Source organism: Aliiruegeria sabulilitoris (genome assembly GCF_001558155.1).
GTDB classification, from domain to species: Bacteria; Pseudomonadota; Alphaproteobacteria; order Rhodobacterales; family Rhodobacteraceae; genus Tropicimonas; species Tropicimonas sabulilitoris.
On the sequence record NZ_LOAS01000007.1, the window covers coordinates 182,510 to 201,072 of the forward strand.

Genomic DNA, 18,563 nt, shown 5'->3' on the forward strand with positions numbered 1-18,563 from the left:
ACCGATTTAGTTCTCCCTGTCGGACGGGCCGACTTGACGAAGCAGACGCTATTGGCATCGGAAACATCCGTCAACAGTCAAATTAATATCTGCCAAGATTATGATCGAAATATAAAAACCTCTGCGGAAACCGGTTTCGGCGCCCCTCCCGGCACGTCAACCCGTACCCGCAGGTCTTTGCGGGCGCTGGCGAAGGCGGGACAAAGGTGTATCTTGGCGCGCAGATCGAGGCAGGAGGTAGGTGATGAGTGGAGTTTTCGTCGGGGGTGGTGGCGAGGGATATGCCAGCCCGCAGGAATTGTTGTTGCGCTATGCAAACCGTCACGGCCTGATCGCCGGCGCGACCGGGACAGGCAAGACGGTGACCTTGCAGATCCTTGCCGAGAGCTTTTCCGCCGCCGGCGTTCCGGTGTTCCTGTCCGATGTGAAGGGCGATTTGAGCGGCATGGCCGCGTCCGGTTCCGCCGAGGGGGCGCTTCATGCGCCTTTCATGGAGCGGGCGGCGACAATCGGGCTGGATCTGCAATATGATGCCTTTCCGGTCACTTTCTGGGATCTGTTCGGCGAGCATGGGCATCCGGTGCGCACGACGGTGGAGGAGATGGGGCCGCTCCTGCTTTCGCGGCTGCTGGAGCTGTCGGAGGTGCAGGAGGGGATCCTGAATATCGCCTTCCGGGTGGCAGACGAGCAAGGTTTGCCGCTTCTGGACCTCAGCGACTTGCAGGCGCTGCTGGTCTGGGTCGGGGAGAACCGCACGGCCCTCTCGCTGCGTTATGGCAATGTGTCCACGGCTTCGGTGGGGGCAATCCAACGGCGGTTGCTGATGCTGGAGAACGAGGGCGGGGATCGGCTTTTCGGGGAGCCGGCACTGGCGTTGGAGGATCTGTTCCTGACCGACGAGGCCGGGCGCGGGCGGGTGAATATCCTGGCCTCCGACAAGCTGATGGCGGCGCCGCGCGTCTATGCGACCTTCCTTTTGTGGCTGCTCAGCGAGTTGTTTGAGACCTTGCCGGAGGTGGGCGATCCGGAGAAACCGAAGCTGGTCTTCTTCTTCGACGAGGCGCATCTGCTCTTCGAGGACGCGCCCAAGGCGCTGGTGGACAAGGTCGAGCAGGTGGCGCGCCTGATCCGCTCCAAGGGGGTGGGCGTCTATTTCGTGACGCAGAACCCCGCCGATGTGCCCGACGACATTCTGGGCCAACTCGGCAACCGGGTGCAACACGCGCTGCGCGCCTTCACCGCCAAGGACCGGCGGGCGCTGAAACTGGCCGCGGAGACCTATCGCGACAACCCGCGTTTCTCGATCGAGGACGCGATCCGCGAGGTCGGGACGGGCGAGGCGGTGACCTCTTTCCTGGTCCGGAAGGGGGCGCCGGGCATGGCCGAGCGCACGCTGATCCGTCCGCCGTCCTCGCAGCTCGGACCGCTCGATGACACTTTGCGCGCGGAGGTGATGGCCAACTCGCCGGTCGTGGGGAAATACGACACGCTTCTGGACAGGGAGAGCGCGCGAGAAATGCTCGCGGAACGGGCCGCCAAGGCGGCGGCGGCGGCGGAGCAGATCGAGGAAGACGAGGAGGACGCTCCGATGGCGGAACGAGAATACCGCTCGGCGCGGCGCTATTCCGGGGCCCGTGTTGGACGCTCGACCGCGAAGCCGGCACGGCGGTCCTCGCGCTCGGATTCCGTTGGCGAGGCCTTCGCCAAGAGCTTCGCCCGCCAGCTCGGCACCCAATCGGGCAAGGCGGTGGTTCGTGGCATTCTTGGTGGGTTGTTCAAAGGACGATAAGGCCGATCGGGGGCGCTCCCGCCCGGCGGCTGCGCATCAAGATGCTTGCTGCCGGTTGGGGGGCGCGCGCGCCTGCGGCGCGCGCGGTCGGTGTTCGCAGCATTGCTCGGAAACCGTGCCACTCGTGCTTGCGGTGGGCGGAAGGGAAACAGCTGAGAGGCGCTTGAGGGCGCATTCCGCGTCCTCAAGCATCCCTTTCAATTGTGTTGGTTGATTTTCCAAAGCGTCAAGGACGCTGCGCGCCGCCTGCGGCGGTGTCCGCGGGCGCGGCCATCCTTGACCCTTTGCAGAATCACCCGGTGCAGCGTTCGTCAGAGCGGGCGGATCTTGAGCTGGGTCAGGCGGTTCTGTTCCCGTGTGACCACTTCGAAGCGGAAGCCGTGGAAGGAGAAGACCTGTCCCTGTTCCGGGATGGTCTGCGCCTCGTGGATGACAAGGCCGGCAATGGTGTTGGCTTCGTCGTCGGGCAGGGTCCAGTCGGTCGCGCGGTTGAGGTCGCGGATTGTTGTCGCACCATCGATGAGATAATTGCCCGCCTCGTCGGGCAGGACGCTTTGGGCCTCTTCCTCGTCGAACTCGTCGGTGATCTCGCCCACGATTTCCTCGAGGATGTCTTCCAGCGTGATCAGCCCTTCGAGCGCGCCGTACTCGTCCACCACCAGGGCAAAATGCGTGTGGCGGCGCAGGAATTCGCGCATCTGGTCGTCGAGCGTGGTGGTCTCGGGGACGAAATAGGGCTCCTTGGCGATGTCGAGCACCTGGAATTCGGCCAGTCCGCCCTCGACCGACTTCGCCTGTCGCAGCAGCCGGTCCATCTCGCGCAGCACATCCTTGGCATGGACCACGCCGATGATGTTCTCGGGCTCCTCGCGAAAGACGGGCAGGCGGGTATAGGCCGAGGCAAGGACCTGGGTAACGATGGCCTCCGGCGCATCGGCCGAGTCGATCATTTCGATCTGGGAACGGTGGAGCATGATCTCGTCCACCATCCGGTCGCCGAGATCGAGGGCGCCGAGCAGCCGGTCTCGGTCCTCCTTTTCCACGATCCCCTCGGAGTGACCGATCTGCAGCGCGCCGACGATCTCCTCGCGCACGGACAGCATCGAGTCTGGATCGATCTTCATGCCGAACAGCCACAACACGAAACGGACGATCGCCCGGATGATGGCAACAATCGGCGACAGGACGGTGATGAACGGCCCGATGATCGGGGCCGAGCGGGCGGCGGCCTTTTCGGGGTCGTTGATCGAATAGGTCTTGGGAAGAACCTCCGAAAAGATCAGCACCAGCAGCGTCATCACCAGCGTGGCCAGCGCGACGCCGCTATCGCCGAAGAGACTGGTGAAGAGCGCCGTGGCAAGCGAGGTGGCCAGGATGTTGACGAGGTTGTTGCCCAGCAGGATGCCGCCGATCAGGCGCTCGTTATCCTCCTTGAGGTCGAGCGCGGTGGAGGCGCCGCCCGAGCCCCTGTCCGCCATCGATCGCAGCTTGCCGCGCGAGGCGGCTGTCAGCGCCGTTTCGGAGCCGGAGAAGAATCCGGACAGCACCAGCAGGCAGAAAATCCCGGCGGCGGTGATCCAGAATGTGGTGTCGGGGTTGGCAACGCTTTCCATCAAGAGCTCTTTGTTTTTCTTTGCTCTGTTATGGGGATGGATGCGCGCCGCCGCAAGATTGGCCGTTCACATTGATGCGGGCGCGGATCAGCCTTCGATCATCAGTTCCAGACCGCCAGCATGCACAATCTCGTGTTGTTCGAACGCGAGCCGGACCAGTTTGATAGGTGCGTTGGGCTGGTGCCAGCAGATGCGCTCGTGGTCGACGAGCTCGCGCAGGGCAAACAGGCCGTCGGGAAGCTCGCTCGTCAGAAGCGAGCCTTCGAAGCGGCGCAGCAGGATCTTCTGATCGGGGGGCAGGAGCACGAAATCCTCCGGCCGGGCGCGGCCGAGCGCATTGGGGGCGATGCGGATCATCTTGCCGGTGAAGGTGTCGAAACACACGCTGCGCACAGTTGCCGGGCCCCGGCCACGCCGGATGACCTTGTCGCCGGGCGTGAGCAGGACTGCGGGAATCGGGCCGTTTTCGGTGTAAAGAGAGAGCGAACCGGTCAGGCCGGTCTCTTGCTGCGGCGATGGCTGCAGCGGCGGACGCCGGAGGGCGCTGCCGAGAAAGGGGATGTTCATGTGGCTGCTCGTGCCTGTTTTTTCTTTATCCTCAGATGCTAGCCCGTGCAGGGCGATCTGCCGAGAGATATCCACAGAATTTTCCACAGAAGGCACGAAGCGTTGCAAATCTGTGGTTTTTACGCTCGCATCCGGCATTCAGCCTTGCTAGAAGGGCGCGAATTTGGATCGGGCGGCTGCGGCGCTGTGAAATGCGCTCCGCAGTCTTTTCGATATCAAAGCGGATGTGGCGGAACTGGTAGACGCACCAGATTTAGGTTCTGGCGCCGCGAGGCGTGGGGGTTCGAGTCCCTTCATCCGCACCAATGACGTTTCGAGAGGAACGTTCGCAATGCTGGAGTGAGGGTGCCGGGGCCTTTCCGGGATCTGTTGCGGCGCGGATGTTTCGAATGTGAGGAAGGAAAGAGAAGAGCCATGCAGGTCACCGAGACCCTGAACGAAGGCCTGAAGCGCGGGTACCAGATCACCATCACGGCGGATGAACTGGACGCCAAGGTCAATGTAAAGCTGGCCGAGGCGCAGCCCGAGATCGAGATGAAGGGCTTCCGCAAGGGGAAGGTGCCGATGGCGCTGCTCAAGAAGCAGTTCGGCACGCGCCTTCTGGGCGAGGTCATGCAGGAAAGCGTCGATGGCGCGATGACCGAGCATCTCGAATCCACCGGCGATCGTCCGGCGCTGCAGCCCGAGATCAAGATGGAAGGCGAGAACTGGCAGGAAGGCGACGATGTCGTCGTTTCCATGAGCTACGAGAAGCTGCCTGAAATCGAGCAGCCCGAGCTCAAGGAAATCGCCATCGAGAAGATGGTCGTGAGCGCCGATGAGGCCTCTGTCGAAGAGGCGCTGAACGGTCTGGCCGAGCAGGCCAAGAGCTTCAAGGCGCGCCGCAAGGGCTCCAAGGCCAAGGAAGGCGACCAGGTCGTCATGGATTTCGTCGGCAAGGTCGACGGCGAGCCCTTCGAGGGCGGCTCGGCGGAAGACTTCCCGCTGGAGCTTGGCTCGGGCCAGTTCATCCCCGGCTTCGAAGAGCAGCTGATCGGTGTGAAGGTCAACGAGGAAGAGCCGGTCTCCGTGACCGTCACCTTCCCCGAGGAGTACCAGGCCGAGCATCTCGCCGGCAAGGAAGCCGTCTTCGATTGCACGATCAAGGAAATCAAGGCGCCGGCCGCGGCCGAGCTCGATGACGAGCTGGCCAAGCAGTTCGGTTCCGAGAGCCTTGATGCGCTCAAGGAGCAGATCAAGGAACGTCTTGAGGCCGAATATGCCGGTGCTGCCCGTGCCGTCATGAAGCGCGCGCTGCTGGACAAGCTCGACGAACTGGTTTCCTTCGACCTGCCGCCGACCCTGGTGGAAGCCGAGGCCAGCCAGATTGCGCACCAGCTCTGGCACGAGGAAAACCCCGATGTGCAGGATCACAACCACGATCCGATCGAGCCGTCCGAGGAGCATAACAAGCTGGCCGTGCGCCGCGTGAAGCTGGGCCTTCTGCTGGCCGAACTGGGCCAGAAGAACGAGATCCAGGTTTCCGACGCCGAGATGACCCAGGCGATCCTCAACCAGGCGCGTCAGTACCCGGGCAAGGAGCGCGAGTTCTTTGAATTCGTGCAGCAGAACCAGCAGGTGCAGCAGCAACTCCGCGCGCCCCTGTTCGAGGACAAGGTCGTCGATTACGTCTTCGAACTGGCCACGATCACCGAAGTTCCCGTGGACAAGGACAAGCTGAAGGAAGCCGTCGAGGCGCTCGACGAGGAGTGATCCTTCGCTGACCGGAATTTGGAAAGGCCGCTCCTCTCGGGGCGGCCTTTTCGTTTGTAGTGCGCTGCCTCCGGCGGGGATATTTGGGAGCAGAAGAGGACAGGTGGGGTGATGTTGAACGAAGGGTATCACGACGTGCCGGACGGGATGCTGGCGATGGTGGTCACGCATCTGGAGATGCGCGCGCAGGTTGCGCCGCGTCCGGTGCCGCAGCCCACGGGCGTTGAGCTCCGTTTCCATGAGACGCCGGATGTGGATTGGTACTGGGCACTGTTTCGACGGATCGGAGCGGAAGAGTGGCTCTGGTTCTCCCGGCTGAGGCTGTCGCGGGAAGCGCTGGAGGATATCCTGCACCACCCGGATGTCGCGCTGTTCTCGGTTGAACGGGGCGGGGAGTCGCTTGGTCTGCTGGAATTGGATTTCCGGCAGGAGGGGGAATGCGAATTGGTGTTTTTCGGACTGGCGCCGGCGTTGATCGGTGGCGGTGTGGGCCGGTGGTTGATGAACAGTGCCATTGAACAAGCGTGGAGCCGCCCGATCTCGCGCTTTCACCTGCATACCTGCACGCTGGATCACCCCGGCGCGCTGTCCTTTTATCGCCGTAGCGGTTTCGTGGCCTTTCGCCGACAGGTCGAAATCGCGGCCGATCCGCGCGTTGTCGGGGAACTGCCGGAGAGCTGCGGCCCCCATATGCCGCTCATTCGCTGAGATTGCGCGTTTCGGGCCGCCCGCCTAGGCTGATCTCAGGCATGGGAGGGCCCCGGATGAAACGACAATGCTTTGCGGCTATCTGCGTGATCCTTGCAGGAAACGTGGCCTGGGCCGAGAAATTCTATGGAACGCTAGTATCGCCCGTGAGTGGGGCGGGCCTGCCGGCGGCCTTCGAGATACGTGCGGATGGCGCGCTCGACTATTGTTTCCAGGACGTTGAGACGAATTGCTATCCACTGCCGCTGGAGACGCTGGAGGCCGGTGCCTACCGGGCGTCGGTCCTGAACGTGAGGTCCGTGGACGGGGTCGAGACGCGACATACCAATATCTGGACATGGGCACCGATTGACGGCGGCTATCACGGTCGCTTCGAAATCCAGATCGAAGACGGTGCACCGGAATTGAAATCCGAAGGCGATTTCTTTCCGCGATAAGCGGCACTGGGCCTCCGCCGCCGTGCCCGTTTGGACAACGTGACGGTCCGGTCTGGGCGGCCACTCGGCGGACAGATCGTTTGCACGCAGCGTCCTTTGTCTGCGACACTGGTCCCGTCCGGTTCGGCGCCGGGCCAACTCAGCAGGGGAAATCCGCCATGCGCTATCGTCGTCTCGGCCATTCCGGCCTTTTCGTTTCCGAGCTTTGCCTTGGTACCATGACATTCGGCGGCTCCGACGGCATGTGGGGCCAGATCGGCAAGCTTCAGCAGGAAGAGGCGGATAGTCTGGTCCGTGTCGCGGTGGATGCCGGGGTCAATTTCATCGACACGGCCAATGTCTACGCAAGCGGGCGGAGCGAGGAGATCCTCGGCCAATCGCTGCGCAATCTCGGGATCGCGCGGCAGGACGTGGTGATCGCCACCAAGGTGCATGGCGCGATGGGCGTGGGGCCGAATGCGCGCGGGCTTTCGCGGGCGCATATCCTCGATCAGGTCGATGCGAGCCTGAAGCGGATGCAGATCGATCACATCGACCTCTACCAGCTTCACGGCGTCGATCCGGCCACGCCCGTTATCGAGACGCTGGAGGCGCTCGATACGCTCGTGCGCTCGGGCCGCGTGCGCTATATCGGCGTGTCGAACTGGGCCGCCTGGCAGATCGTCAAGGCGGTGGGCATCGCCGAGGCGCGCAAGCTGGCGCCCATCGTTTCGCTGCAGGCCTATTACACGCTCGCGGGGCGCGACCTTGAACGCGAACTGGTGCCGATGCTGCGCGCGGAGGAGATCGGCCTGATGGTGTGGAGCCCGCTCGCGGGTGGCTTCCTGTCGGGCAAGTTCGACCGCGAGGGCACGACCACCGAAGGGCGGCGCGTCAGTTTCGATTTCCCGCCCATCGACAAGGAACGCGCCTATGACGCAGTGGACGGGATGCGGAAGATCGCCTCGGAGAAGGGGTGCAGCATTCCACAGGTGGCGATTGCCTGGCTGCTGCATCAAAGGGTGGTGACGAGCGTGATCGTCGGCGCCAAGCGGGTCGACCAGCTTACCGACAATCTCGGCGCGGTCGATGTGGCGTTGTCGGAAGAGGATCTCGCGGCCCTCGACGCGGTCACGCAGCTACCATCGGAATATCCCGGCTGGATGATCGAGCGGCAGGGCGAGGCGCGGGCAGGGCAGTTGCGGGATCAGCGGCGCTGAGGGGCGGCCCCGGGGCGCCGGTCTTTGGCAAAGAAAAACGGGCCGCTCGTTCGAGCGGCCCGTTCCATTTCCCGATAGCGGGAAAGATCAGTCTTCGATCGGGTCCTGAGGGGCCTCTTCGGCGGTGGCGCCGCGCAGGTCCTCGTCGTCTTCCGCGGCAGAACCCATGTCGTCGAACAGTTCGGCGATCTCGAATTCGTTCTGCGCTTCCTCTTCGGCGGCCAGTTCCTGGATGGACTTGCCGGTGGCCTGAAGTTCGGCCTCTTCCTGAGAGCGGGCGACGTTCATGATGATGGTCACCAGAACCTCGGGGTGCAGGGTCACGGTCATCTCGTGCAGGCCGAGTTCCTTGATCGGCTTCGGCGTGGTGACCTGCTTCTTGTCGACAGAGAAGCCACCGGCGGTGGCTGCTTCGGCGGCATCACGCGGGGTGACCGAGCCATAGAGAGCGCCGGCATCGGAGGCCGAACGAATCACGATGAACTGCTGACCATCGAGCGAGACGGCGAGGCTTTCGGCCTCTTTCTTGCTCTCGAGGTTGCGGGCTTCCAGCTGGGCTTTCTCGGCCTCGAAGCGGGCCTTGTTGGCCTCGGAGGCGCGAAGGGCCTTGCCTTGCGGCAGCAGGAAGTTGCGGGCATAGCCGTCCTTGACGGAAACGACTTCGCCCATCTGGCCAAGCTTGGCCACACGTTCCAGAAGGATGACGTCCATTTTCGGGTCTCCTTATTTCACGGCGTAAGGCAGCAGGGCGAGGAAGCGGGCGCGTTTGATGGCACGGGCCAGCTCACGCTGCTTCTTGGCCGAAACGGCGGTGATGCGGGACGGCACGATCTTGCCGCGCTCGGAAACGTAGCGCTGCAGGAGACGGGTGTCCTTGTAATCGATCTTGGGCGCGTTCTCACCAGAGAACGGGCAGACCTTGCGGCGGCGGAAAAACGGTTTTGCAGCCATTGGTTATGCTCCTTTTCTCAGGTTTCGAATTAACGGCGCTCGCGACGGCGATCGTCGCGGTCGTCGCGCTTCTGCATCTGGGCGGACGGGCCTTCGACATGCTCGTCCACCTTGATGGTGAGCACGCGCATCACGTCGTCATGCAGGCGCATCAGGCGCTCCATTTCCTGCACGGCCGGCGCGGGGGCGTCGGTCTTGAGGAAGGCGTAGTGGCCCTTGCGGTTCTTGTTGATCTTGTAGGCCATGGTCTTGACGCCCCAGTATTCCTGGTCGACGACTTGGCCACCATTGTCGGCCAGAACGGTCGAGAAGTGCTCGATGAGCCCTTCGGCCTGCGCGTTGGACAGGTCCTGACGCGAGATGAAAACATGCTCGTAAAGCGGCATGCGAACTCCTGTCATTTCTAGAGCGGCCTTCATAGGGCGGGCGATGATCTCCGCTGCCCGTCCACGAGAGGCGCCGCTGGTCACATCAAATAGCGGAGATGGGCGCGTTTACGTCAGATGAGGGGTCAATGCAAGTGGAACCGGTGCCGGACAGCGGGGTGGAACCCTGAAAGAAAAAGAGACCTCTGGACCTAAGGGTCGTAGAACAGTCGTCCGACGTAGTTGGACCTTCGCGCGTTGCCGGAGGGCAGATCCTTGCGGAACCGCACAAGCTGAAACTGGTTGCCGCCGCGATGATAGGTCCGGATGGTAACTACCGTGGCCGCGTCGATCCTGTGGCGTATGACACGATGCCGCCCTTCGATCATCAATGGCAGGGGATTACCGTGTTTGCCCAGCCTTTGTTCGACGGTCGGCGTGGCATCGAGCTTCTCCTGAAGCGTAGGGTCGGCGAACGCATCCTTGAGGCTCCAGTCTATGCGGCATCGGACGATGTCATCTGCTTCCCGGGAGCTGGTTTGAGACAGGTCCGCAGCGGGGGCCGTTGGCACAATGACACCGAAGCACGCGAAAAGGATAAACCGGAACATAGGCACGCATTATGAAAGGTTTACCAGGTCAAGCCCGAGTGCTGACGTTGGCTGCCGTCAACAAATGCCGATCTTCGGTTGGTCGCTTGTGGCTTCGAGCGCAGAGGAGTAGAGGGTTCCGTAACGGAAAAATCACAAATGTAGTGGAAGGGACAGCAAGATGAGCCGGGCATTCGTATTTCCAGGTCAAGGCGCGCAGGCGATCGGGATGGGCAAGGCGCTGGCCGATGCATACCCGGCAGCGAAGGCGGTCTTCGATGAGGTGGACGCGGCGCTTGGGCAGAGCCTGTCCTCGCTGATCTGGGAGGGCGAGATCGAGACGCTGACGCTTACCGAGAATGCCCAGCCCGCGCTGATGGCGACCTCGATTGCCGCGCTGAAGGCGCTGGAGGTCGAGGGGATCGGCATCGAAACTGCTTCCTTCGTGGCCGGTCACTCGCTGGGCGAATACTCGGCGCTGGCCGCGGTCGGTGCGATCAGCATCTCGGACACAGCACGGCTGCTGCGCACGCGGGGGCAGGCCATGCAAAAGGCTGTTCCGGTGGGCCAGGGCGCGATGGCCGCGATCCTCGGGCTGGACTACGCCGCGGTGAGCGCGGTGGCCGAAGAGGCTGCGCAAGGCGATGTCTGCGCGGCGGCCAATGACAACGATCCCGCGCAGGTCGTGGTTTCGGGCGCCAAGGCGGCGGTCGAACGCGCGGTGGAGATCGCCAAGGGCAAGGGCGCCAAGCGCGCGGTCCTGCTGCCGGTTTCCGCACCCTTCCATTGCGCGCTGATGGCGCCGGCGGCGGATGTGATGGCCGAGGCGCTGGCGGCCGTAGACATCAACGCGCCCAAGGTGCCGGTGGTGGCGAATGTGCGCGGCGTGGCGGTGAGCAACCCCGACGAGATCCGCAAGTTGCTGGTGGAACAGGTGACCTCCGCCGTGCGTTGGCGCGAGTCGGTGGCCTGGATGGCCGGGCAGGGCGTGGACGAGATCTGGGAGATCGGCGCGGGCAAGGCGCTCACCGGCATGGTGCGCCGGATCGACCGCGCGGTGGCGATCCGCAATATCGGCACGCCTGAAGATGTGGCCAAGGCCAAGGAAGCCTGAACGACGTCCTATTCCCGCGCCAATCGGCACGGATGAGCCTGTTGAAACGCCCGCCATGAATCTGGCGGGCGTTTGCCTTTTTCGGTGGGCAGTTCTTCCTGCAAGGATGCCGGAAAAGAAAGTGCGCGGAAACTCTCGCTCCCTCTTGCAGGGCGCATTGGCGGTGCCGATTTGCTGATGGTTGAACATGCGGAGATAACAGGTGATCGCGCTCGGCTTGATTGTCCTAGGTCTGACCGGGCTGGTGCTCGGCGGTGAATTGTTGCTGCGCGGAGCCGTTTCGGCGGCGCGGAACCTGCGTATCTCGCCCATGGTCATCGGCCTGACCCTTGTCGGCTTCGGCACTTCGACACCGGAGCTTGTCACCAGCCTTCAGGCCGCGCTGGCGGGCTCTCCGGGCATCGCGGTCGGCAATATCGTCGGCAGCAATATCGGCAACGTCCTGCTTATCCTCGGCATCGCGGCGCTGCTCGCGCCCATCGCCGTTGCCCCGGCCGCCTTTCGCCGCGACGGAACGATGCTCCTGATCGCAACGGGCCTGTGCCTTCTGGCGGTGCTGGTGGGAAATATCGGCCGGCTGGGCGGGGGCGTTCTGGCCGCTGCATTGGCGGGCTACCTCTTCTACACGTTTCGGGCAGAGAGGCGTTCCTCGGACACGGCGACGTCCGAACTCTACGAAGCCGAAGCGGAGATCCTTCCGGGCGCGGGCCAGTCTGTCGGTGCCGCACTCGGGTTGGCGGCTGTCGGGCTGATCGTCACCATTCTCGGTGCGCGCTTCCTCGTGGTGGGCGCCATCTCGACGGCCCAGGCGGCCGGCATATCGGAGACCGTGATCGGGCTGACCATCGTCGCCATCGGCACCTCGATGCCGGAGCTGGTGACCTCGGTGCTCGCGGTGCGCAAGGGGCAGGGAGATGTGGCCCTGGGCAACGTGCTGGGCAGTAATATCTTCAACGTGCTCGGGATTCTCGGGGTCACGGCGATGGTGCAGCCCATAGCCGTGCCGGCGCAGATCATCCGTTTCGATATCTGGGTGATGATCGGCGCGGCTCTTATGCTGGTCCTGTTCGCCCGGACGGGGTGGCGCATTGGCCGGCGCGAAGGGGGCGTGATGCTGGGCTGCTATATTGGCTATCTGGCCTGGCTTCTGATCTGAACGGCGAAACTGAAAAGGGCCGGCTCGCTGGAGCCGGCCCTTCCAATGCGTGTCGGCGGGATCAGACGAGCACCGCGCCGGTGCTGCCAATCGCGTCCTTGGTGGAGGCCTCGCCCAGCAGCATGGAGTTATGCGGCTCGCCCGACGGGATCATCGGGAAGCAGTTCTCGTGCTTCTCGACCAGGCAGTCGAAGATGACCGGGCCGTCGTAGTTGATCATCTCCATGATCGCGTCGTCCAGATCGGCCGGGTCCGACACCTGGAAACCCTTGCCACCGAAGGCATCCGCGAGCTTGACGAAATCGGGCAGCGCCTCGGACCAGCTGTGGGAATAGCGTTCGCCATGCAGCAGTTCCTGCCACTGGCGCACCATGCCGAGGCGTTCGTTGTTCAGGATGAATTGCTTGACCGGCAGGTCGAATTGCCGGGCCGTGCCCATCTCCTGGATGTTCATCATGAAGGAGGCGTCGCCCGCGACGTTGATGACGAGCGCGTCCGGGTGGGCCACCTGCACGCCGATGGAGGCGGGCAGGCCGTAGCCCATCGTACCGAGCCCCCCGGAAGTCATCCAGCGGTTGGGGTCCTCGAAGCCCATGAACTGTGCCGCCCACATCTGGTGCTGGCCGACCTCGGTGCAGATATAGCGGTCATATTTCTTGGTCAGCGCTTCCAGCCGTTGCAACGCGTGCTGCGGCTTGATGATCTTGTCGGAGTTCTTGAACGTCAGGCAGCGGACTTCCTTCCACTCCTCGATCTGCGCCCACCACTTGGCGAGCCCCTCCTTGTTCACCTTGCGCCCGCGCGCCTTCCAGATGCGCAGGGCATCTTCCAGAACATGCGCCACGTCGCCGACGATCGGGATATCGGTGCGGATGACCTTGTTGATCGAGCTGGGGTCGATATCGATATGCGCCTTGATCGAATGCGGGCTGAAATCGGCGATCCGGCCGGTGATCCGGTCATCGAACCGCGCGCCGATATTGATCATCAGGTCGCAGCCATGCATGGCCAGGTTGGCCTCGTAGAGACCATGCATGCCCAGCATGCCCAGCCAGCGCTCGCCGGAGGCCGGGTAGGCGCCGAGCCCCATCAGCGTCGAGGTGATCGGGAAGCCCGTGGCTTCGACGAACTCGCGCAGCAGTTGGCTGGCAATGGTGCCCGAATTGATCACGCCGCCGCCGGTATAGAAGACCGGCCGCTCGGCCGTCTCCATCGCCGCGACCAGCTCGGTGATCATCTCGACATCGCCCTTCACCCTCGGCCGGTAATGGCCCTGCCGGATCTCGTTCGGCGCCAGGTAGGTTCCGGTGGCAAACTGGACATCCTTCGGAATGTCGATCAGCACCGGGCCGGGACGGCCCGCGGTGGCGACGTGGAAGGCCTGGTGGATCGTCGAGGCGAGTTCGTCGGTATCCTTCACCAGCCAGTTATGCTTGGTGCAGGGCCGCGTGATGCCAACCGTGTCGGCCTCCTGAAAGGCGTCCGAGCCGATCATGAAGGTCGGAACCTGGCCCGACAGGACGACCATCGGGATCGAATCCATCAGCGCGTCGGTGATGCCGGTGACGGCATTGGTGGCGCCGGGGCCCGAGGTGACCAGGACGACGCCCGGCTTGCCGGTCGAGCGGGCATAGCCCTCGGCGGCATGGGCCGCGCCCTGTTCGTGGCGAACGAGGATGTGCTTGATACCCTGATCCTGAAAGATCTCGTCATAAATGGGTAGCACGGCGCCGCCGGGATAGCCGAACACGACGTCCACGCCCTGGTCCTTCAGGGCCTGGACAACCATTCTTGCTCCGGTCATTTGCTGCGCCATCTTGCATCTCCATCATCGTCTGGCGTTGCGGCAATAAAAAACCCCCGTCGTTGACGAGGGCGCATGGGATACCGTTATGGTCAACCGTTACCGGCCCATGCGCCTTTCCCCTACGAGTACAAGAATGAGTGCCATTCTTTGGGTTTCCTTTGCATCTGTGCGCGCGACCATATGGGCGTCTGCCGGGAGGGTCAACGCCATTTTTGGATAAAATGACGCAGGTTGCGGGCGCGGCGAAACAATCTTTCGCGAGAGGCCCTGTCGCGGTGCGGGTCGATCCGTACGCCCGCGCCGAATTGCGCTGCAAGGGCTATTCTATTCGCCATATTGAATGTAAGAATGCATCCGCGATTGGCGTGAGGGAGGACAAGCCGTGAAACTGACCCGTAGAACGATGATGCAAGGGGCGCTGGCGGGAGCCGCGCTCGGTGGGGCGGGGCTTGTGCCGCGCTGGTCGCACGCCACGGTGGCGCTTGGCGACATGAGCGTCGAGACTCTGAGCGACGGCCACCTCGTGTTGCCCGCCGATTTCATCTTTGGCCCCATGCCCAAGGACGAGCTTGGCCCGGTCCTGCAGGCCAATGGCCTGACACCGGGCGCGGAACTGACACCGGAATGCAACCTCACGCTCCTGCGCAGCGATGACAATGTGATCCTGTTCGATGCCGGTTCCGGCCCGAGTTTCCAGCAGAGCGCGGGCAAGCTCGCAGATGCGCTCGACGCCGCGGGGCTTGCCCCCGAAGACATCACCCATGTCGTCTTTACCCATGGCCACCCGGATCACCTTTGGGGCGTTCTGGACGATTTCGACGAGCCGTTTTTCTACGAGGCGCAACATTTCATTGGCAAGGCGGAGTGGGATTACTGGATCGACCCGAAGACGGTCGACACCATTGAAGCGGCGCGCACCACCATGGCAGTAGGCGCGCAACGGCGGCTGGCGGCGATGGAAGATGCGATGACCTTTTTCGAGGATGGCGAGGAGATCCTGCCCGGCGTGGCCGCCCGTATGACCCCCGGCCACACGCCCGGCCACATGTCCTTCGAGATCCGTTCGGGCAGCGAGAGCGTGATGGTGATCGGCGATGCCATCGGAAATCACCATGTCGCCTTTGCCCGCCCGGGCTGGCATTCCGGCTCCGATCAGGACCGCGAGCTGGGATCGGCCACTCGTACCGCCCTCATGGACCAGGTTGCCAGCGAGCAGATGCGCATCATCGGCTTCCACCTGCCCGGCGGCGGGATTGGACGTGCGGAAAAGACCGCGGACGGCTATAGGTTCGTACAGGAAAGCTGACCCGAGGAGGCCGTCATGGCTGCAACACCGCCTGTCTGCGATTTCGGCTGGAAAGCCGTGGATTTCGACCTGCCCGCGACCGATGGCAAACGGTATCGGCTGGCGGATGTATCAGGGCCGAATGGCCTTTTGCTGATGTTCATCTGCAATCACTGTCCCTACGTGCTGCGCGCCATGGAGCGGATCGTACAGGACAGCGCGGAGTTGCAGGGGCTCGGGATCGGCGTGGCGGCGATCTGTTCCAACGATCCCGTGGCCTATCCGGCCGATTCCTTTGACAAAATGGTGGAAAAGGCCCGCGACTGGGGCCTTTCCTTTCCCTATCTCCACGACGAGGACCAGACGGTCGCCCGCGCCTATGATGCCGCCTGCACGCCGGATTTCTTCGGCTTCAACGCGGCCGGTGAGCTTCAATATCGCGGGCGTCTTGACGCAGCGCGAAAGGATGCCGCAGCCCCGGGCTTGCGACGTGACCTGTTCGAGGCCATGAAACAGGTGGCCGAAACGGGCGCAGGCCCTGAAGAGCAGGTTCCCTCCATGGGCTGCTCCATCAAGTGGAAATAGCATCATGAACATCGTCTTCGACCTCGACGGCACGCTGATCGACAGCGCGCCGGACATTCAGGCTGTGGCCGCCAAGATTCTTGGCAAGCTGGGCAAGCCACCGCTGAGCATCGAGGAGACGCGCGATTTCATTGGCGAGGGTGCCAAGATCCTCGTCAGCCGCATGATGGCGTCCCGCGGGATCGAGGAAACGCCCGAGAGCCACGCGCAGATCTTTGGCGATTTCGTCGCCGAGTACGAATATGCCGTCGAACGCGCGGTGTTCTATCCCGGCGTGGTCGATGCGTTGGCCGTGCTCAAGGGCGGCGGCCACAAGCTGGCGCTGTGCACCAACAAGCCCGAACTGCCCGCCCGCGCGGTGATGAAACACATGGGGCTGGGGCCGATCTTTGACGCCTTCGTCGCCGGCGGCATGACGAAGAACCCCAAGCCCGACCCGGAAATGGCGCTGAAATGCGTCGCCGATCTCGGCGGCGGCCCGACGCTCTATGTGGGCGACAGCGGCACCGATGCGCAGACGGCGCAGAATGCGGGCCTGCCTTTCGCGCTTTATACCGAGGGCTACCGCAAGAGCCCGGTCGACGAGATCCCGCATGACTGGGCCTTCGACCATTTCGACCGTCTGGCCGAGATCGTGGCCGAGGCACAGGCGCGGCACGCCGCGGCCTGATGAAAGCGCTGATCTTCGATGTCGACGGGACGCTGGCGGAAACGGAGGATCTCCACCGCCGCTCCTTCAACGTCGCCTTTGCCGAGCATGGGCTGGACTGGGAGTGGGACACGGAAACGAACCGGGGCCTGCTCGCGGTTTCCGGCGGCCTGGAACGGATGAACTTCTTTCAGGAGCGCTTGCCGGAAGCAGGGCGCGTCTCCGCGGAGGTTCTCAAAACCATCCACGCCGCCAAGCGCCGGACATATGCGCGAATGTTGGCAGGGGGTGCCCTCTCGCTACGTCCCGGCGTCTGGGAATTGCTGGAAGCGGCCGGGCAGGCCGGGCTTCAACGGGCGGTGGTGACGGCTGCAAGCCGGGAAAGCTTCGATGCACTCGCCAATGGCTGCCTGCCCGTTCCGGCGGAGGAGATCTTCGAGATCATCATCACCGGCGACGATGTCTCCCGCAAGAAGCCGGACCCGCAGGGCTACCTTCTGGCGCTGGACCGCCTCGGCCTTGATGCGTCGGACGCGCTCGTGTTCGAAGACAGCCCCGTCGGCCATGCTGCCGCGCGCGCCGCCGGTATCCGCACCGTCGTCACCCCGTCGCCCGACGGGCCGCTCGGCGGCGATTTCGGCGGCTCGCTCGTGCTGCCCTCGCTGGAGCCAGCCCATTGGCCCGCCTTCGGATTTCCGCCCGCCGGGGCCTGAGGGCAGGGCATGCGCGGGACGGGTGCGCCGGCGACAATTGGCCGTGAATTGTTATTTGCATTTCCGCCGGGCCATCTGGTTAGCTGCAACGGGTGGTGTCGAATGTCGGCCACTGTTTTTCCATGACCGAAAGGACTGTCCCGTGCTGTCCAAACCAATCCTTCTTATTGTCCCGTTCACCCTTGCGTTGCTTGCGGGGTGCGAATCCTCGGCACCGCCCGGCACCAATGGCGGCGTGGAACAGCTTCGCCTCTCCATGACGCCCGCGCTTCGCAACGCCGGTGTGCCGGATTCCTGCATCGCGCAATTGCCAAGCTCGTCCCTGTCACAGGTCAAGGGCATCACCTCGTCCAGTGTGCGCAGTAGCAAGGGTTACTTGCAGCGGCGGCAGCAACTCCGTACCGCCGCCGAAAAGGTCTGTGGAGACTTCTGACACTGGCCATCGCGGGCAGACGATCCTTGCCTGCCCGTCCAGTGATGCGCGGGCTCAGAAATAGACTGCGCGGAAGGTGGCCAGCGTGCCGCCGGACGGGTCGAGCAGTTCCATGCTTTCGCCGCTGATGCCGAAGCTTGCCGCGGCCTCCAGCGCCTGCACAAGGTCGCGCTCGAAGCTGTCATAGGGCGGAATGCAGGCCATCATCGTCATCGGCCCGGGTTTGAACGCGACCTTGGCGCCGCTCACCTCGTAGCCGCCGAGGATCATGTTGCACCCGACAGTGGCGTTATAGTTGCCATCGCTGCGCAGGATCACATGCGGCTCCCGCTGGTTATTGGCGACCGGAACCTCTTCGCCATTCAGCGTCAGCAGCTTCCAATAGGTGTTCACGAAATCCGAATCCGGCTTGGTCTCTTCCGACCCGCCCACCATCCGCAGGATCATCTCCACCTCGGTTCCCGCGCCCCGCGTCAGGACCGGATAGGCCGTGTCCGTGGTCATCAGCAGCTTGTCACCCTGCTTCACGCTGGCGCGCAGGCTGTAGCTCAGGCGCTCGTCGATCTGCTCGGGCGCGTAGTGGATGGCGAACCCATAGGGCGGGGCGCCGGGCGCTTCGATGCGATAGGTCACGAGGGTCTTGGCCGGCGCGTCGGCGCGGCTCACATCCTGCAGCAGGATTTCCACGCTGGCATCCGGCGGCAGCATCATTCGCTGAAGGTAACTCACCGTGCCGGTGATGGTTTCGGCGCTCGCAAGGGTCGGGGACATCAAGAGGGCCGCGAGGGCGATAAAAAGTCGACGCATGAATTTCTCCCGTTCAGGACATGTTTTGCCGACGCAAGGGGAT

Annotated in this window: 20 protein-coding genes and 1 tRNA gene; 13 read left to right on the forward strand and 8 right to left on the reverse strand. The window is 63.5% G+C overall.

Annotated elements, in window-relative coordinates; translation table 11 throughout:
- The first annotated feature begins 244 nt into the window (after positions 1-244).
- Entirely contained in the window at positions 245-1,789 is a 1,545-nt protein-coding gene (locus AX756_RS06990) for a helicase HerA-like domain-containing protein (protein ID WP_170307803.1), read from the forward strand.
- Positions 1,790-2,100: 311 nt separating this feature from the next.
- On the opposite strand, the gene AX756_RS06995 is transcribed toward AX756_RS06990, so the two are convergent.
- Positions 2,101-3,402: an HlyC/CorC family transporter gene (locus AX756_RS06995; RefSeq protein ID WP_068309737.1), complete on the reverse strand. Its 1,302-nt coding sequence runs from the start codon at positions 3,400-3,402 to the stop codon at positions 2,101-2,103.
- An 87-nt stretch (positions 3,403-3,489) separates the two neighbouring features.
- Positions 3,490-4,107: a Hint domain-containing protein gene (locus tag AX756_RS07000; protein WP_082738983.1), complete on the reverse strand. Its 618-nt coding sequence runs from the start codon at positions 4,105-4,107 to the stop codon at positions 3,490-3,492.
- An 82-nt stretch (positions 4,108-4,189) separates the two neighbouring features.
- On the opposite strand from AX756_RS07000, the gene AX756_RS07005 reads away from it, so the two are divergent.
- The 5 genes from AX756_RS07005 to AX756_RS07025 all read left to right on the forward strand — a co-directional run bounded on the left by AX756_RS07005 (position 4,190) and on the right by AX756_RS07025 (position 8,065).
- Positions 4,190-4,274: transfer RNA gene (locus AX756_RS07005), tRNA-Leu, on the forward strand.
- Positions 4,275-4,383: 109 nt separating this feature from the next.
- Positions 4,384-5,721, forward strand: coding sequence for a trigger factor (tig, locus tag AX756_RS07010; protein WP_068309739.1), 1,338 nt, complete (start codon positions 4,384-4,386; stop codon positions 5,719-5,721).
- 111 nt (positions 5,722-5,832) lie between these two features.
- On the forward strand, positions 5,833-6,429 hold the full coding sequence (locus tag AX756_RS07015; RefSeq protein WP_068309740.1) for a GNAT family N-acetyltransferase: 597 nt from the start codon (positions 5,833-5,835) through the stop codon (positions 6,427-6,429).
- Positions 6,430-6,485: 56 nt separating this feature from the next.
- Positions 6,486-6,866, forward strand: coding sequence for a hypothetical protein (locus tag AX756_RS07020; protein ID WP_068309741.1), 381 nt, complete (start codon positions 6,486-6,488; stop codon positions 6,864-6,866).
- Between the two features lie 158 nt (positions 6,867-7,024).
- On the forward strand, positions 7,025-8,065 hold the full coding sequence (locus AX756_RS07025; protein ID WP_068309742.1) for an aldo/keto reductase: 1,041 nt from the start codon (positions 7,025-7,027) through the stop codon (positions 8,063-8,065).
- Between the two features lie 87 nt (positions 8,066-8,152).
- Here the strand turns inward: AX756_RS07025 and rplI are convergent, their stop codons facing one another.
- The 4 genes from rplI to AX756_RS07045 all read right to left on the reverse strand — a co-directional run bounded on the left by rplI (position 8,153) and on the right by AX756_RS07045 (position 9,953).
- Positions 8,153-8,776: a 50S ribosomal protein L9 gene (gene rplI, locus AX756_RS07030; protein WP_068309743.1), complete on the reverse strand. Its 624-nt coding sequence runs from the start codon at positions 8,774-8,776 to the stop codon at positions 8,153-8,155.
- A gap of 12 nt (positions 8,777-8,788) precedes the next feature.
- Complete coding sequence (gene rpsR / locus AX756_RS07035; RefSeq protein WP_010139260.1) at positions 8,789-9,016, reverse strand: 30S ribosomal protein S18; 228 nt, start codon at positions 9,014-9,016, stop codon at positions 8,789-8,791.
- Between the two features lie 29 nt (positions 9,017-9,045).
- Complete coding sequence (gene rpsF, locus AX756_RS07040) at positions 9,046-9,402, reverse strand: 30S ribosomal protein S6 (protein WP_068309744.1); 357 nt, start codon at positions 9,400-9,402, stop codon at positions 9,046-9,048.
- Between the two features lie 191 nt (positions 9,403-9,593).
- The gene (locus AX756_RS07045; protein WP_156461412.1) at positions 9,594-9,953 is read right to left on the reverse strand and encodes a hypothetical protein; all 360 of its coding nucleotides are present in this window, start codon (positions 9,951-9,953) and stop codon (positions 9,594-9,596) included.
- Positions 9,954-10,152: 199 nt separating this feature from the next.
- Here AX756_RS07045 and fabD point away from each other — a divergent pair, with 199 nt between their 5' ends.
- Positions 10,153-11,085 (forward strand): ACP S-malonyltransferase, encoded by a 933-nt coding sequence (gene fabD, locus AX756_RS07050; protein WP_068309746.1) that lies wholly within the window; start codon positions 10,153-10,155, stop codon positions 11,083-11,085.
- A 202-nt stretch (positions 11,086-11,287) separates the two neighbouring features.
- Positions 11,288-12,241, forward strand: coding sequence for a calcium/sodium antiporter (locus tag AX756_RS07055; RefSeq protein ID WP_068309747.1), 954 nt, complete (start codon positions 11,288-11,290; stop codon positions 12,239-12,241).
- Between the two features lie 61 nt (positions 12,242-12,302).
- Here AX756_RS07055 and AX756_RS07060 read toward each other — a convergent pair whose 3' ends face one another.
- Complete coding sequence (locus tag AX756_RS07060) at positions 12,303-14,057, reverse strand: acetolactate synthase 3 large subunit (RefSeq protein WP_068309748.1); 1,755 nt, start codon at positions 14,055-14,057, stop codon at positions 12,303-12,305.
- 373 nt (positions 14,058-14,430) lie between these two features.
- Here AX756_RS07060 and AX756_RS07065 point away from each other — a divergent pair, with 373 nt between their 5' ends.
- From AX756_RS07065 to AX756_RS07085, 5 genes are all read left to right on the forward strand, one after another.
- Positions 14,431-15,354, forward strand: a complete 924-nt coding sequence (locus AX756_RS07065; RefSeq protein WP_231700999.1) for an MBL fold metallo-hydrolase — start codon at positions 14,431-14,433, stop codon at positions 15,352-15,354.
- A 15-nt stretch (positions 15,355-15,369) separates the two neighbouring features.
- Entirely contained in the window at positions 15,370-15,918 is a 549-nt protein-coding gene (locus AX756_RS07070; RefSeq protein ID WP_068309750.1) for a thioredoxin family protein, read from the forward strand.
- A gap of 4 nt (positions 15,919-15,922) precedes the next feature.
- Positions 15,923-16,588 (forward strand): HAD-IA family hydrolase, encoded by a 666-nt coding sequence (locus tag AX756_RS07075; protein WP_068309751.1) that lies wholly within the window; start codon positions 15,923-15,925, stop codon positions 16,586-16,588.
- Complete coding sequence (locus AX756_RS07080; RefSeq protein WP_068309752.1) at positions 16,588-17,280, forward strand: HAD-IA family hydrolase; 693 nt, start codon at positions 16,588-16,590, stop codon at positions 17,278-17,280. The genes AX756_RS07075 and AX756_RS07080 overlap by 1 nt, the downstream gene beginning before the upstream one ends.
- Before the next feature lie 142 nt (positions 17,281-17,422).
- On the forward strand, positions 17,423-17,713 hold the full coding sequence (locus AX756_RS07085) for a hypothetical protein (RefSeq protein ID WP_068309753.1): 291 nt from the start codon (positions 17,423-17,425) through the stop codon (positions 17,711-17,713).
- 54 nt (positions 17,714-17,767) lie between these two features.
- Here AX756_RS07085 and AX756_RS07090 read toward each other — a convergent pair whose 3' ends face one another.
- Positions 17,768-18,520 carry a YbaY family lipoprotein gene (locus tag AX756_RS07090; protein WP_068309754.1) on the reverse strand — a complete coding sequence of 251 codons (753 nt, stop codon included), beginning with the start codon at positions 18,518-18,520 and terminating at the stop codon, positions 17,768-17,770.
- Between the last annotated feature and the right edge of the window lie 43 nt (positions 18,521-18,563).